Source organism: Streptomyces europaeiscabiei, from assembly GCF_036346855.1.
Taxonomy (GTDB): Bacteria; Actinomycetota; Actinomycetes; order Streptomycetales; family Streptomycetaceae; genus Streptomyces; species Streptomyces europaeiscabiei.
Genome location: NZ_CP107841.1, coordinates 3,840,668 through 3,855,169 on the forward strand (window position 1 = coordinate 3,840,668; position 14,502 = coordinate 3,855,169).

Annotated in this window: 11 protein-coding genes and 1 pseudogene; 10 read left to right on the plus strand and 2 right to left on the minus strand. The window is 69.4% G+C overall.

What is annotated here, in order from left to right; all coding sequences use genetic code 11:
• Positions 1 to 33 precede the first annotated feature (33 nt).
• From OG858_RS16605 to OG858_RS16620, 4 genes and pseudogenes are all read left to right on the plus strand, one after another.
• The gene (locus tag OG858_RS16605; protein ID WP_086747152.1) at positions 34 to 2,058 is read left to right on the plus strand and encodes an acetyl/propionyl/methylcrotonyl-CoA carboxylase subunit alpha; all 2,025 of its coding nucleotides are present in this window, start codon (positions 34 to 36) and stop codon (positions 2,056 to 2,058) included.
• Positions 2,055 to 3,032 carry a hydroxymethylglutaryl-CoA lyase gene (locus tag OG858_RS16610; protein ID WP_086747148.1) on the plus strand — a complete coding sequence of 326 codons (978 nt, stop codon included), beginning with the start codon at positions 2,055 to 2,057 and terminating at the stop codon, positions 3,030 to 3,032. The genes OG858_RS16605 and OG858_RS16610 overlap by 4 nt, the downstream gene beginning before the upstream one ends.
• A gap of 5 nt (positions 3,033 to 3,037) precedes the next feature.
• Positions 3,038 to 4,198 (plus strand): acyl-CoA dehydrogenase family protein, encoded by a 1,161-nt coding sequence (locus tag OG858_RS16615; RefSeq protein WP_086747153.1) that lies wholly within the window; start codon positions 3,038 to 3,040, stop codon positions 4,196 to 4,198.
• A gap of 154 nt (positions 4,199 to 4,352) precedes the next feature.
• Positions 4,353 to 4,472, plus strand: a pseudogene (locus OG858_RS16620) (IS630 family transposase); the annotation flags it as partial.
• A gap of 105 nt (positions 4,473 to 4,577) precedes the next feature.
• Here OG858_RS16620 and OG858_RS16625 read toward each other — a convergent pair.
• Together OG858_RS16625 and OG858_RS16630 are read right to left on the minus strand one after the other, a co-directional pair.
• A complete protein-coding gene (locus OG858_RS16625) occupies positions 4,578 to 4,961 on the minus strand; it encodes a GntR family transcriptional regulator (protein WP_319263567.1) in 384 nt (127 codons plus the stop codon).
• Positions 4,958 to 5,716 carry a hypothetical protein gene (locus tag OG858_RS16630; protein WP_319263720.1) on the minus strand — a complete coding sequence of 253 codons (759 nt, stop codon included), beginning with the start codon at positions 5,714 to 5,716 and terminating at the stop codon, positions 4,958 to 4,960. The genes OG858_RS16625 and OG858_RS16630 overlap by 4 nt, the downstream gene beginning before the upstream one ends.
• A 752-nt stretch (positions 5,717 to 6,468) precedes the next feature.
• Here OG858_RS16630 and OG858_RS16635 point away from each other — a divergent pair.
• The 6 genes from OG858_RS16635 (at position 6,469) to OG858_RS16660 (ending at position 13,974) form a co-directional block, all read left to right on the plus strand.
• Positions 6,469 to 7,521, plus strand: coding sequence for an ABC transporter substrate-binding protein (locus tag OG858_RS16635; RefSeq protein WP_319064901.1), 1,053 nt, complete (start codon positions 6,469 to 6,471; stop codon positions 7,519 to 7,521).
• A gap of 343 nt (positions 7,522 to 7,864) precedes the next feature.
• The gene (locus OG858_RS16640; protein ID WP_328544762.1) at positions 7,865 to 8,722 is read left to right on the plus strand and encodes a siderophore-interacting protein; all 858 of its coding nucleotides are present in this window, start codon (positions 7,865 to 7,867) and stop codon (positions 8,720 to 8,722) included.
• 228 nt (positions 8,723 to 8,950) lie between these two features.
• Positions 8,951 to 10,396 (plus strand): lysine decarboxylase DesA, encoded by a 1,446-nt coding sequence (gene desA / locus OG858_RS16645; protein ID WP_327724097.1) that lies wholly within the window; start codon positions 8,951 to 8,953, stop codon positions 10,394 to 10,396.
• Positions 10,377 to 11,657 carry a lysine N(6)-hydroxylase/L-ornithine N(5)-oxygenase family protein gene (locus OG858_RS16650; RefSeq protein ID WP_319263571.1) on the plus strand — a complete coding sequence of 427 codons (1,281 nt, stop codon included), beginning with the start codon at positions 10,377 to 10,379 and terminating at the stop codon, positions 11,655 to 11,657. Before desA ends, OG858_RS16650 begins: the two co-directional genes overlap by 20 nt.
• Positions 11,654 to 12,205 (plus strand): GNAT family N-acetyltransferase, encoded by a 552-nt coding sequence (locus tag OG858_RS16655; protein WP_086749221.1) that lies wholly within the window; start codon positions 11,654 to 11,656, stop codon positions 12,203 to 12,205. Before OG858_RS16650 ends, OG858_RS16655 begins: the two co-directional genes overlap by 4 nt.
• Positions 12,202 to 13,974, plus strand: coding sequence for an IucA/IucC family protein (locus tag OG858_RS16660; protein WP_086749222.1), 1,773 nt, complete (start codon positions 12,202 to 12,204; stop codon positions 13,972 to 13,974). The genes OG858_RS16655 and OG858_RS16660 overlap by 4 nt, the downstream gene beginning before the upstream one ends.
• The last annotated feature ends 528 nt before the right edge of the window (positions 13,975 to 14,502 follow it).

The following is a 14,502-nucleotide window of genomic DNA, read 5'->3' on the forward strand; positions in this document are numbered from 1 at the left end:
CCGAAGAAGCCGATGGAACCGAAGCAGCCGACCATGTTCGACACGGTCCTGGTGGCCAACCGGGGCGAGATCGCCGTCCGCGTCATCCGCACCCTCCGCGCACTCGGCGTCCGCTCCGTCGCCGTCTTCTCCGACGCGGACGCCGACGCCCGGCACGTCCGGGAGGCCGACACGGCGGTACGGATCGGTCCGCCGCCGGCGACGATGAGCTATCTGTCGGTGGAGCGGCTGCTGGAGGCGGCGGCCCGGACGGGCGCGCAGGCGGTGCACCCGGGGTACGGCTTCCTCGCCGAGAACGCCGGGTTCGCGCGGGCGTGCGCCGACGCGGGTCTCGTCTTCATCGGTCCGCCCGCCGACGCCATCTCCCTCATGGGCGACAAGATCCGCGCCAAGGAGACGGTCCGGGCGGCCGGGGTGCCGGTGGTGCCCGGTTCCAGCGGCAGCGGTCTGACCGACTCCCAACTCGCCGACGCCGCCCACGAGATCGGCATGCCGGTGCTGCTGAAGCCCAGCGCGGGCGGCGGCGGCAAGGGCATGCGGCTGGTCCGGGACGCGGAGCTGCTGGCCGACGAGATCGCCGCCGCCCGCCGCGAGGCCCGCTCGTCCTTCGGCGACGACACCCTCCTCGTGGAGCGGTGGATCGACCGCCCCCGGCACATCGAGATCCAGGTCCTGGCCGACGGTCACGGCGGCGTGGTCCACCTCGGTGAGCGCGAGTGCTCCCTCCAGCGCCGCCACCAGAAGGTCATCGAGGAGGCGCCCAGCGTCCTGCTCGACGAGGCCACCCGGGCCGCGATGGGCGAGGCGGCCGTCCAGGCGGCCCGCTCCTGCGGTTACTCCGGCGCGGGCACGGTCGAGTTCATCGTCCCCGGCGGCGACCCCTCCTCGTACTACTTCATGGAGATGAACACCCGCCTCCAGGTCGAGCACCCGGTGACCGAGCTGGTCACGGGCGTCGACCTGGTGGAGTGGCAGCTCCGGGTCGCGGCGGGCGAGCGGCTGTCCTTCGGGCAGGAGGACGTACGGCTGACGGGGCACGCGGTCGAGGCGCGGATCTGCGCCGAGGACCCCTCGCGCGGCTTCCTCCCCTCCGGCGGCACGATCCTGCGCCTGCGCGAGCCGGACGGCGACGGTGTCCGTACGGACTCCGGCCTCACCGAGGGCACTGAGGTCGGCTCGCTGTACGACCCGATGCTCTCCAAGGTCATCGCCTACGGCCCCGACCGGCCCACCGCCCTGCGCAGACTCCGCGCGGCCCTCGCGGAGACGGTCACCCTGGGCGTCCAGACGAACGCCGGGTTCCTGCGCCGGCTGCTGGCCCATCCGGCGGTGGTGGCGGGCGAGTTGGACACGGGGCTGGTGGAGCGGGAGGTGGACGGGCTGGTCCCGGACGAGGTGCCGGTGGAGGTCTACGCGGCGGCGGCGGCACTGCGCCAGGCCGCGCTCACTCCGACCGCCGGCGACGGCGCCGGCTGGACCGATCCGTTCGACACCGCGGTCGGCTGGAGGCTGGGCGGCGAACGGGCCTGGACGGCACACCACCTGCGGCTGCCGGGCCACGAGCCGGTCACCGTGCACGTGCGCCGCACACCGGACGGCGGGACCGAGGTGCTGCCGGACGGGGCCGAAACCCCCCTGCGGGGGTCCGGGGGTGCGCCCCCGCGTCCCGGGGCGGAGGGCAGGTTCACCTTCCACCTCGACGGCCTCACCCACACCTTCCACCACGCCTCCGACTGGCTGGGCCGGGACGGCGACGCCTGGCAGGTGCGCGACCACGACCCCGTCGCCGCCGCGCTCACCGGCGCCGCCCACGCGGGCGCAGACTCGCTGACGGCGCCGATGCCCGGGACGGTCACCGTGGTGAAGGTTGCCGTCGGGGACGAGGTGGCCGCCGGGCAGAGCCTGCTGGTGGTGGAGGCGATGAAGATGGAGCACGTCGTCTCCGCGCCGCACGCCGGGACGGTCACCGAGCTGGACGTCACGCCCGGGACGACCGTCGCCATGGACCAGGTGCTGGCGGTCGTCGCACCGCACGAGCTGGAGGAGGCGGCCGTATGACCGTCCAGGAACAGGGCCTCCCCATGACCGTGCCGACCGAAGGCCTCCCGGCCCGCGTCCGTATCCACGAGGTCGGCGCCCGGGACGGCCTGCAGAACGAGAAGGCGACCGTCCCGACGGCAGTGAAGGCGGAGTTCGTCCACCGGCTGGCCGACGCGGGCCTCACCACCATCGAGGCCACCAGCTTCGTGCACCCCAAGTGGGTGCCCCAACTGGCGGACGCGGAGGCCTTGTTCCCCCTCGTCACCGACCTCCCGGTGGATCTCCCCGTCCTCGTCCCCAACGAGCGCGGCCTCGACCGCGCCCTCGCCCTCGGTGCCCGCCGGGTCGCCGTCTTCGCCAGCGCCACGGAGTCCTTCGCCAAGGCCAACCTCAACCGCACGGTCGACGAGGCACTGGCCATGTTCGACCCGGTGGTGACCCGGGCGAAGGCCGAGGGCGACGTGCATGTACGGGGCTACCTCTCGATGTGCTTCGGTGACCCCTGGGAGGGTGCCGTCCCGATCCCCCAGGTCGTCCGGGTCTGCCGCGCGCTCCTGGACCTGGGCTGCGACGAACTGAGCCTCGGCGACACGATCGGTGTGGCCACCCCGGGCCATGTCCAGGCACTGCTCACCGCGCTGAACGAGGCGGACGTCCCCACGTCCGCGCTCGGCGTGCACTTCCACGACACCTACGGCCAGGCCCTCGCCAACACCCTGGCGGCGCTCCAGTACGGCGTCACCACGGTCGACGCCTCGGCCGGCGGCCTCGGCGGCTGCCCGTACGCGAAGTCCGCCACCGGGAACCTCGCCACCGAGGACCTCGTGTGGATGCTGCGGGGCCTCGGCATCGACACGGGCGTCGACCTCGGCCGCCTCGTCGCCACGAGCGCGTGGATGGCCGGACACCTGGGCCGACCCAGCCCGTCCCGCACCGTACGAGCCCTGTCCCACAAGGACGACGAGGGCCACGAGGACCACAAGGAGCAATGACGTCCATGAACCACCGCCTCTCCCCCGAGCTGGAAGAACTCCGCCGTACGGTCGAGGAGTTCGCGCACGAGGTCGTCGCGCCCAAGATCGGCGACTTCTACGAGCGGCACGAGTTCCCGTACGAGATCGTCCGCGAGATGGGCCGCATGGGGCTGTTCGGGCTGCCGTTCCCCGAGGAGTACGGCGGCATGGGCGGCGACTATCTGGCGCTGGGCATCGCGCTGGAGGAGCTGGCCCGGGTGGACTCGTCCGTGGCCATCACCCTCGAAGCCGGGGTCTCCCTGGGCGCGATGCCGATCCATCTCTTCGGTACCCGGGCGCAGAAGGAGGAGTGGCTGCCGCGCCTGTGCTCCGGCGAGGTGCTGGGCGCGTTCGGCCTCACCGAGCCCGACGGCGGCTCGGACGCGGGCGCCACCCGTACGACGGCCCGCCTGGACGAGTCGACAGACGAATGGGTCATCAACGGCAGCAAGTGCTTCATCACCAACTCGGGGACGGACATCACGGCCCTGGTCACGGTCACGGCGGTCACCGGCCGCACCCCGGACGGCAAGCCCCTCATCTCCTCGATCATCGTCCCGTCCGGCACCCCGGGCTTCACGGTGGCCGCCCCCTACTCCAAGGTCGGCTGGAACGCCTCGGACACCCGGGAGCTGTCGTTCGCGGACGTCCGGGTCCCGGCGGAGAACCTCCTCGGCGAACTCGGCCGTGGCTACGCCCAGTTCCTGCGCATCCTCGACGAGGGCCGCATCGCCATCTCGGCGCTCGCCACAGGGCTCGCCCAGGGCTGTGTGGACGAGTCGGTGAAGTACGCGAAGGAACGGCACGCCTTCGGCCGCCCGATCGGTGCCAACCAGGCCATCCAGTTCAAGATCGCCGACATGGAGATGAAGGCCCACACGGCCCGGCTCGCCTGGCGCGACGCGGCCTCCCGGCTGGTGGGCGGCGATCCCTTCAAGAAGGAAGCGGCCCTGGCGAAGCTCTACTCGTCCACCATCGCCGTCGACAACGCCCGCGACGCCACCCAGATCCACGGCGGCTACGGCTTCATGAACGAGTACCCCGTCGCCCGCATGTGGCGCGACTCCAAGATCCTGGAGATCGGCGAGGGCACCAGCGAGGTGCAACGCATGCTGATCGCCAGGGAGTTGGGGCTGACCGGATAGCACTGCGGCCGGAAAGGGTTCGCCGTGTTGGTCCTCCCGCATGGCCGGACGGCATCGGCCGGGTTCTCTGGTGCCGCAGGCGCAGGGCTTCACCGGGGCGGCGGGCGGGGCGGTCGGATACGGCGGCGACGTCCTTTCCGACCGCTGGATCACGATGGCCGAGGCTGTGCGGGCATGCAGGCCGACCGATCAGAAAGGGCAGGAACTGCAGTGGACCGTACGCCGGAGCGGTACCAGCTCGGTGCGCTACCGCCGGGCGATGATGCTGCCGGCGTTTCCATGGACGGGAGGGCCGTCCCCCGTCTGCCCAAGCCTGACGACGAGTGCCCCTTTCTCAACCCGGAGGGCAGGGACGAAGCGCTGATGTCCTCTGGGTAGGTCAGGGACCATGGAGAGTCGCGAGAACGTGACGGATCGCCGCGAGCACTTCTTCGTCCGTGGCGTCGAGCTGTCTGGCGGCTGCCGCGTAAGTGCGTGCATGTTCAGCCAGTTTCGCTTTGGTGTCGGTTGGGCCTGGGGGGGCGACAACCCGGGTGCCAGATCCGCGGCGGCTCTTCACCAGACCGGCAGTTTCCAGTTCGCGGTATGCCCGGACCACCGTGTTGTTGGCTACGCCGAGGTCAGAGGCGAGCTGTCGCACGGGCGGCAGTCTGTCGCCCTGCTGTAGCTGGCCAACAGAGATCAAGTCGGCTAGCTGTACGCGGAGTTGCTCGTAGGGCGGCACCGGGGAAGCGTGGCTCACGCTGACGTTCTGCACTGTCACGGCCGAGCCTTGATGTAGATCTGCGGCAGCAGAAGGACGCTCAGGCAGTGGCCGGCAGTCACTGCGGAGGTGAGGGCTGCGAGGCCCAGCCCCCACAGGGCCACGTTCTGCATCAGGCTCGCGCAGGACGTGTTCAGCACGGCCTCGGCCATCGTCGAGGAGACGGCGAAGAGAGGGGCGGTCACCAGCACTCCCCATGCGCCGACCGCCGCCCGGACCGAGATGCGGCGTTGGTCAACGCTTCCGGACCGGACTGTGACTCGGTGCAGGAGCAGTGCGCAAGCGACGGTACCGGCGGCAAGACCGCTCAGGGCCGGCCAGGCGTAGTAAGGGCCGGGCCAGGGTGAGAGCAGTTGGGTGCCTGCCGGACAGGTGACGGACAGGGCGCGGCCCGAGCGGCCGTCGGCGTCCGCCGAGGCCGTAACTGCGGCGATGGTCACAAGCATCAGCAAGAGACCCGCCTGGACGGCCAATACTGCACTGAGGGACCGGGGCAGATACTCCCGGATCCGGCGTGGCGCCACCTGGGCCACTCGAATCCAGCCGGAACCTGGGCGCGCGGTCAGATCCGCCGCAAACACGCCGGCCATGACACACAGAGCGAACACGGGAAACCCGTACAGCAGATCCACGTCAGGCTCAGGGTCGAACGAGACCAGCGCGTTGACCGCCAGGCCGGTCGCCGCGCCGACCCACCGCACGGGCGTATCGAGCCGCGCCCGCCACGCGGCTTCCGTTCCTGCGGCAGCCGGCATGCTGATCACTTTGCCCTTCCGCCCAGTGTATTAACCATGTGACACAATTATCGACCGAGCCCGAAGCGTGTCAAGGAGTTGACACACTCGATTCGCGGCGAGAACGACCCGGGCCGCCGACCCGAGTTCGGATGGACCAGCAGACAGGCGTCAGCTTCGCCGCTCCCTGACCGCCCGCCTGGCCACCAGAGCGATAGCCGCCCGCACGTCAAGGACTCGCTCACCCCGGGCAGGCGCTCGTGGTCACCGCAGTACCGATGGGCACGCAAGCGACCCCCCGGGCGCCGTCGACCCCAAACCGGAGCCCGCCCAGGCGGGGTGCAACGCACGCCGCTCGCCGACGAGTCGGCCCGGCCGGCTCGATCCCGGCAGCGCAGCCCCGCCGGACGACCGCCCCCAGACAGGATGCGTTCGAATGAAGGCCGGAATCAGCCATGCCGAGCCGACGCCGACACCCTTCCGCCCGACTCGCCGCACACAAGTCGGACGACCGTTTGCCCCATGTAAAGAACAGCCGAGTCGGGTTCAAGCATCCTTCACATTGGCGACACAAGCCACGGGTTTAAGGGCCAGCAGCACCCTGCGAACCCCACCAACCTTCGATTCACAGGTAATTCAAAGATTAGGACAGAGTCGGACCCGGGCATTCCATTCCCTGGAACCACCCCCTGGACAAGCAGTGAGGTTAGGCTAACCTACCTTCGAACTCACCCTCGGGCGGCACTCCGCCCCGTTCGAAAGTAGCCATACACATGTCCAACGCCAGAGCCGCTCACCTCACCCGCCGTGGCATCCTCGCCGCCGGTGGCGCACTCGGTCTCGGTGCCGTCCTCGCCGCCTGCGGAGACGAGGACGCGACGAGCAGCAGCACTGGCTCCGACAAGGAGACGGCTGCCGCCAAGTCCGGTCCCTGGTCGTTCAAGGACGACCGCGGCGTGACCGCCAAGACCGACAAGGCCCCGGCGAACATCGTCGCCTTCGTGGGTGTCGCCGCCGCGCTGTACGACTACGGCATCGACGTCAAGGGCGTCTTCGGTCCGACCAGGACGACGGACGGCAAGGCCGACGTCCAGGCCGGTGACCTCGACATCAGCAAGGTCACCATCCTCGGCAACGTCTGGGACGAGTTCAACGTCGAGAAGTACGCCGCACTCGCCCCCGACGTCCTCATCACCACGCTGTTCGACGACGCCGGCACCCTCTGGTACGTGCCCGAGACCTCCAAGGACAAGATCGCCAAGCTCGCCCCGAGCGTCGGCATCTCCGTGTACGACCGTCAGATGACCGAGCCGCTGCAGCGCATGCTGGAGCTGGCCAAGTCCCTCGGCGCGGACACGGAGTCGGAGAAGATCACCGCGGCCAAGAAGCGGTTCGAGGACGCGGCCGCCCGGCTGCGCGCGGCCGCCAAGGCCAAGCCCGACATCAAGGTGCTCGCGGGTTCCGCCAGCCAGGACATCTTCTACGTCTCCGGCTCGAACCTCTCCATCGACCTGGAGTACTACAAGGCCCTCGGCGTGAACTTCGTCGAGCCGAGCGCCGCCGCGCTGGAGGCCAGTGGGGGCTGGTTCGAGAACCTCAGCTGGGAGAACGTCGACAAGTACGACGCGGACGTCATCATCATGGACAACCGCACGTCGGCGATCCAGCCGGACGCGATCGAAGAGGCGACGTGGAAGAAGCTGCCGGCTGTGAAGGCGGGGCAGGTCATCGGGCGTAACCCCGAGCCGATTCTGTCCTACGACAAGTGCGCGCCGCTTCTCGAGGAGCTGGCCGAGGCGATCGAGAACGCGAAGAAGGTCAGCTGACCGGCGTAGCCCGGCCGCGGGTCGCATGTGGCTGGGGTCGTGGTCCCGCGTCGTGGTGTACGCGATCAAGCTGTGCGCGTTCCGGTACGAGACCGCTGGCGATCTCCGCAGAGGCGGCAGTCCACGAGGCGCCCTGCTGAGGCGGGTTGAACACCCGGTCCGGCGGTGCCACCGTCCCCGACCTGCGGATTCCGGGACCTTGATCGGCTACACCACCCGGCGGGACGCCGTCGTGGCTGGCCGCGCCCACGCGGCGCAGCCGCACATGTCAGCACCCCGCGCCCCTGAGTTGCCCGGGCACGCCCCTCCCACATACGACCCCGCCCCTGATGCAGGAGCCCCCATGACGACGGCCGTAGCCGCCCCCTTCCGTTTCTTCTCTCTTCAGGTCGTGCGGACGGAGCGGCTGGGGCCGTCTCTCGTACGGGTCTCGTTCGCGGGGGACGATCTGAGGTATTTCCACTCCGACGGCCGGGATCAGTCACTGTCCCTCTTTCTGCCGCAGCCGGGGCAGGACGTCCCAGCCATCCCCTTCGAACTGGGCGACGGCTGGTGGCAGGCATGGCGGGAACTGCCGGACGACGTAAGGGCGGTGATGCGCTCGTACACCCTGCGGGGGCTCCGCTCGGACATCCACGGCGACACCGTCGAGATCGACATCGACTTCGTGCTGCACGGGGTGGAGCCGGGGGCCGCCATGCCCGCCGGGCCCGCGTCCCGGTGGGCGTCGGCGGCGCGGGCCGGTGACCGGGTCGTGCTGCTCGGACCCGCCGTCGCCGACAACCGCGCGATCCGCTTCCGTCCGCCGGCGGACACCGACCTGGTGCTGATCTGGGGTGACGAGACGGCGCTGCCCGCCGCCTCGGCGATCCTGGAGTCGCTGCCCGCCGGTACGCGGGCCCGGGTCTGGCTGGAGGTCCACCACGCGGGCGACATCCAGGACCTGGCCACCGAGGCCGACGCCGAGATCACCTGGCTCGTACGGGCCGAGGGGGCGCCGACCGCCCTCGACACCGTCCGTGCCGCCCGACTGCCGTCCAGCGAGCTGCCGTACGCCTGGATCGCCGGTGAGTCGGGCCGCGTGAAGGAGCTGCGCCGTCATCTCGTGCGGGAGCGCGGGATCGACAGGCGGCGGGTGACCTTCGTCGGGTACTGGCGTGAGGGTCTGACGGAGGAGCAGCTGCGGGAGCGCGGCGAGTAGACCGAGTCACCAGAACTACCCGAGCCACCAGAGATACCGGAGCCCGCAAGTCACCGAAGTCACCGAAGTCACCGGAGACACCGGAGACGGTGAAGTGACCACGGTCACGGCCGAGTTCGGGCTCCACTTGCGTTAGTTAGGTTAGGCTTACCTAAGTTGGACGACGTGATGTCACCCCCCACTCACCTCTCCGTCCCACCCGGACCGCCCCGCTCGGAGGACCTCCCCATGCGCTCGCACCTGCTCAATGACACGACCGCGGAGCGGTACCGCCGCACCGTGACCGAAGGCGTGGAGCGGGTGGCGGCCAAACTCGCCACCACCGACCGACCGTTCACCGGTGTCACCGTCGACGCCCTCTCCCCCCACATCGAGAAGATCGACCTCGACAAGCCGCTGCACGACACGGCCGCCGTCCTCGACGAGTTGGAGGACGTCTACCTCCGCGACGCGGTCTACTTCCACCACCCGCGCTATCTCGCCCACCTCAACTGCCCGGTCGTCATCCCGGCCGTGCTCGGCGAGGCCGTCCTCTCCGCCGTCAACTCCTCCCTGGACACCTGGGACCAGTCGGCGGGCGGCACCCTGATCGAGCGCAAACTCATCGACTGGACGAACGAGCGCATCGGCTTCGGTCCGTCCGCCGACGGCGTGTTCACCTCCGGCGGCTCGCAGTCCAACCTCCAGGCCCTGCTCCTCGCCCGTGAGGAGGCCAAGACCGACGACACCGCGAGACTGCGGATCTTCACCTCGGAGGTCAGCCACTTCAGCGTGAAGAAGTCGGCGAAACTGCTGGGCCTCGGCCAGGACGCCGTCGTCTGCGTCCCGGTCGACGGCAACAAGCGCATGCAGACGGTCGCCCTCGCCCGCGAGCTGGAGCGCTGCAGGAACGACGGCCTCGTCCCCATGGCCGTCGTCGCCACCTCCGGCACCACCGACTTCGGCTCCATCGACCCGCTGCCCGAGATAGCCGAGCTGTGCGCGCAGTACGACACCTGGATGCACGTCGACGCCGCCTACGGCTGCGGTCTGCTCGTCTCGCTCAAGCGCCGCGACCTCCTGAACGGCATCGAGCGCGCCGACTCCGTCACCGTGGACTACCACAAGTCCTTCTTCCAGCCGGTGAGTTCGTCCGCCGTCCTCGTCCGTGACTCGGCCACGCTGCGCCACGCGACCTACCACGCGGAGTACCTCAACCCGCGCCGCATGGTCACCGAGCGCATCCCCAACCAGGTCGACAAGTCCCTGCAGACCACCCGCCGCTTCGACGCGCTCAAGCTGTGGATGACGCTGCGCACGATGGGCGCCGACGGCATCGGCCAGCTCTTCGACGAGGTCTGCGACCTGGCGGAGGAGGGCTGGAAACTGCTCGCCGCCGATCCGCGCTACGACGTGGTCGTGGAGCCTCAGCTGTCCACGCTGGTCTACCGCTACATCCCCGAGGCCGTCACCGACCCGGCCGAGATCGACCGCGCCAACCTGTACGCCCGCAAGGCCCTGTTCGCCTCCGGTGACGCCGTGGTCGCGGGCACCAAGGTCGGCGGTCGCCACTACCTGAAGTTCACCCTGCTCAACCCCGAGACGACGGCCGAGGACATCGCCGCCGTACTCGACCTGATCGCCGGCCACGCCGAGCAGTACCTGGGAGAATCCCTTGACCGCGTCGCTTCCTGAACCCGCCGTGAAGACCTACGACTTCATCGGCATCGGACTGGGACCCTTCAACCTCGGCCTCGCCTGCCTCACCGAGCCCATCGCCGAACTCGACGGGATCTTCCTGGACTCGAAGCCGAACTTCGAGTGGCACTCGGGGATGTTCCTCGACGGCGCCCACCTCCAGACCCCGTTCATGTCGGACCTGGTCACCCTCGCCGACCCGACCTCCCCGTACTCCTTCCTGAACTACCTGAAGGAATCGGGCCGCCTGTACTCGTTCTACATCCGCGAGAACTTCTACCCGCTGCGGGTCGAGTACGACGACTACTGCCGCTGGGCCGCGAACCGGCTGAGCAACGTCCGCTTCGCCACGACGGTCACCGAGGTGACGTACGAGGACGACGTGTACGCCGTGCGGACGGCCGACGGCGACGTCCTGCGCGCCCGCCACCTCGTCCTCGGCACCGGCACGCCCCCGTACCTCCCGGAGGCGGTCCAGGGCCTGGGCGGCGACTACATCCACAACTCCCGCTACATGCGGCACAAGCGGGAGCTGCAGAAGAAGAAGTCGATCACCCTGGTCGGCTCCGGGCAGTCGGCCGCCGAGATCTACCACGACCTGCTCGGCGAGATCGACGTCCACGGCTACCAGCTGAACTGGGTGACACGCTCCCCGCGCTTCTTCCCCCTGGAGTACACCAAGCTCACGCTGGAGATGACCTCCCCGGAGTACATCGACTACTTCCGCGAGCTGCCGGAGCCGACCCGCCACCGCCTGACCCAGGAGCAGAAGGGCCTCTTCAAGGGCATCGACGGAGACCTCATCAACGAGATCTTCGACCTGCTCTACCAGAAGAGCCTCGGCGGCCCGCTCCCCACCCGCCTGCTCACCAACTCCGCCCTGAACAGCGTGCGTCACGAGAACGGCACGTACACCCTGGGCCTGCGTCAGGAGGAGCAGGGGAAGGACTACGAGATCGACTCGCAGGGCCTGATCCTCGCCACCGGCTACAAGTACACCGAGCCGGAGTTCCTCAAGCCCGTCCGCGACCGGCTGCGCTACGACACGCAGGGCAACTTCGACGTGGCCCGCAACTACGCGATCGACACCACCGGCCGAGGCGTCTTCCTGCAGAACGCCGCCGTCCACGCCCACAGCATCACCTCGCCCGACCTGGGCATGGGCCCGTACCGGAACGCGTACATCATCCGCGAACTGCTCGGCACCGAGTACTACCCGCTCGAGAAGAGCATCGCCTTCCAGGAGTTCGCGGTATGAGCGGCCTCGACGGTGCGCACTACACCTTCCGTCCCCTCGACCCGCTGAACGACGCCGAGCTGCTGCACGGCTGGGTGACGCACCCCAAGGCGGCGTACTGGATGATGCAGGACGCCAGGCTGGAGGACGTCGAGCGCGCGTACATGGAGATCGCGGCCGACCCGCACCACCACGCCCTGCTGGGGCTGCTGGACGGCGAGCCCGTCTTCCTCATGGAGAAGTACGACCCCACCCACCGTGAGCTCGTCGGCCTGTACGAGCCCGAGCCCGGGGACGTCGGCATGCACTTCCTGGTACCGCCGACGGACACCCCGGTGCACGGGTTCACCAGGTCCGTGATCACCGCCGTGATGGCGCACCTCTTCGAGGACCCGGCCACCCACCGGGTCGTCGTCGAGCCGGACGTGTCCAACAAGGCCGTCCACGCCCTCAACGACGCCGTCGGTTTTGTCCCCGACCGCGAGATCGACAAGCCGGAGAAGCGCGCACTGCTGAGTTTCTGCACGCGAGAGCAGTTCTTCGAGGCCGCCCGAGGAGTAGCCGTATGACCCTGTCCGACGCCGTAGCGCATCTGTCCCCCCACCGCTGGGCACGGGCCAACCGCCTGCTCATCCGCAAGGCCCTCGCCGAGTTCGCCCACGAGCGGCTCATCACGCCGGAGGCCACCGCCGACGGCCGCTTCGAGGTCCGCTGCGACGACGGCTCGACCCGCTACGGGTTCACCGCCGTCCGGCGCGCCCTCGACCACTGGCAGGTCGACGCCGACTCGATCACCCGTCGACGAGACGGCGTCGACCTCCCTCTGGCCGCCCTGGACTTCTTCATCGAGCTGCGGCACTCCCTCGGCCTGAGCGACGAGATCCTCCCGGTCTACCTGGAGGAGATCTCCTCCACCCTCGCCGGCACCTGCTACAAGCTCACCAAGCCGCAGACGCCGGTCGCCGAGCTGGTGGACGGCGGCTTCCAGGCCATCGAGACCGGGATGACCGAGGGCCACCCCTGCTTCGTCGCCAACAACGGCCGTCTCGGCTTCGGCGTCCACGAGTACCTCTCGTACGCCCCCGAGACGGCGAGCCCGGTCCGTCTGGTCTGGCTGGCCGCGCACCGCTCACGGGCGGCGTTCACGGCGGGCGTGGGCATCGAGTACGAGACGTTCCTCCGGGACGAACTGGGCGCGGAGACGGTCGAGCGCTTCGACTCCGTGCTCAGGGAACAGGAGTTGGACCCCGCCGACTATCTCTTCATCCCGGTCCACCCCTGGCAGTGGTGGAACAAGCTCACCGTCACCTTCGCCGCCGAGATCGCCCAGCAGAACCTGGTCTGCCTCGGCGAGGGCGACGACGAGTACCTGGCCCAGCAGTCGATCCGGACGTTCTTCAACCGGTCCGCCCCCGAGAAGCACTACGTCAAAACGGCCCTGTCCGTCCTCAACATGGGCTTCATGCGCGGCCTCTCGGCGGCGTACATGGAGGCGACCCCGGCCATCAACGACTGGCTCGCCGGTCTCATCGACAGCGACCCGGTCCTGAAGTCGACCGGTCTGTCGATCATCCGCGAGCGCGCCGCCGTCGGCTACCGGCACCTGGAGTACGAGGCCGCCACCGACAAGTACTCCGCCTACCGCAAGATGCTGGCCGCGCTGTGGCGCGAGAGCCCGGTCGCCTCGCTCCAGGAGGGCGAGTCCCTGGCGACGATGGCCTCCCTGGTCCACGTCGACCACGAGGGCAACGGCTTCGCCGCCGCGCTGATCGCACGCTCGGGCCTGACCCCGACGGAGTGGCTGCGCCGCTACCTGAAGGCGTACTTCACCCCGCTCCTCCACAGCTTCTACGCCTACGACCTCGTCTTCATGCCGCACGGCGAGAACGTCATCCTCGTGCTGAAGGACGGTGTCGTCGAGCGGGCGATCTACAAGGACATCGCCGAGGAGATCGCGGTCATGGACCCGCAGGCGGTGCTGCCGCCGACGGTCGAGCGGCTGCGCGTCGAGGTCCCCGAGGACAAGAAGCTCCTGTCCCTCTTCACGGACGTCTTCGACTGCTTCTTCCGCTTCCTGGCCGCGAACCTCGCCGAGGAAGGCGTCCTGGACGAGGAGGAGTTCTGGCGCACGGTCGCCGAGACCGTCCGCGACTACCAGCACTCGATGCCCGAACTCGCCGACAAGTTCGCCCGGTACGACATGTTCGCCCCCGAGTTCGCGCTGTCCTGCCTCAACCGCCTCCAGCTGCGCAACAACAAGCAGATGGTCGACCTGGCGGACCCGGCGGGCGCACTCCAGCTCATCGGCACCCTGCAGAACCCCCTCGCGGGCGTGTAGCCCCCGGCACGGCCCCACCGAAGCAGGCGGGCACCTCGGAGTACGGTCCTCCGAGGTGCCCGCCGTGTCATGCGTCCGACGGCGAACGATTTCGACTGCGGGCGAGTGGGGGCTGATCACGCAGTTCCCCGCGCCCCCAAAAAACCAGACCCCCACGAGCCTGAAAGCCCACGGCCCCGCAAGTCTGAGGACCAAGGCCCCCGCGAGCCTGAGGACCAAGGCCCCGCGAACCTGAAGACCAAGGCCCCGCGAACCTGAAGACCAAGGCCCCGCGAGCCTGAAGACGACGGACCCGCGAGCCTGAAGGCCAAAGGCCCTCGGGCCTTATGGCGACAGGCCCGCGGGCCGAAAAGCAAGGGGCGCAGCCCCTGCTTTTCAGGGGCGCGGGGAACTGCGCGAGAAGCCCCGCCGGACCCGCACCCGCCGCCGCACCGAACCCCCGAGCTCTATCGCGCAGACCAGGGCACCGACACCGCACCACCGAACACCCGAGCCCTACCACGCAAGCCAGGGCACCGACACCGCACC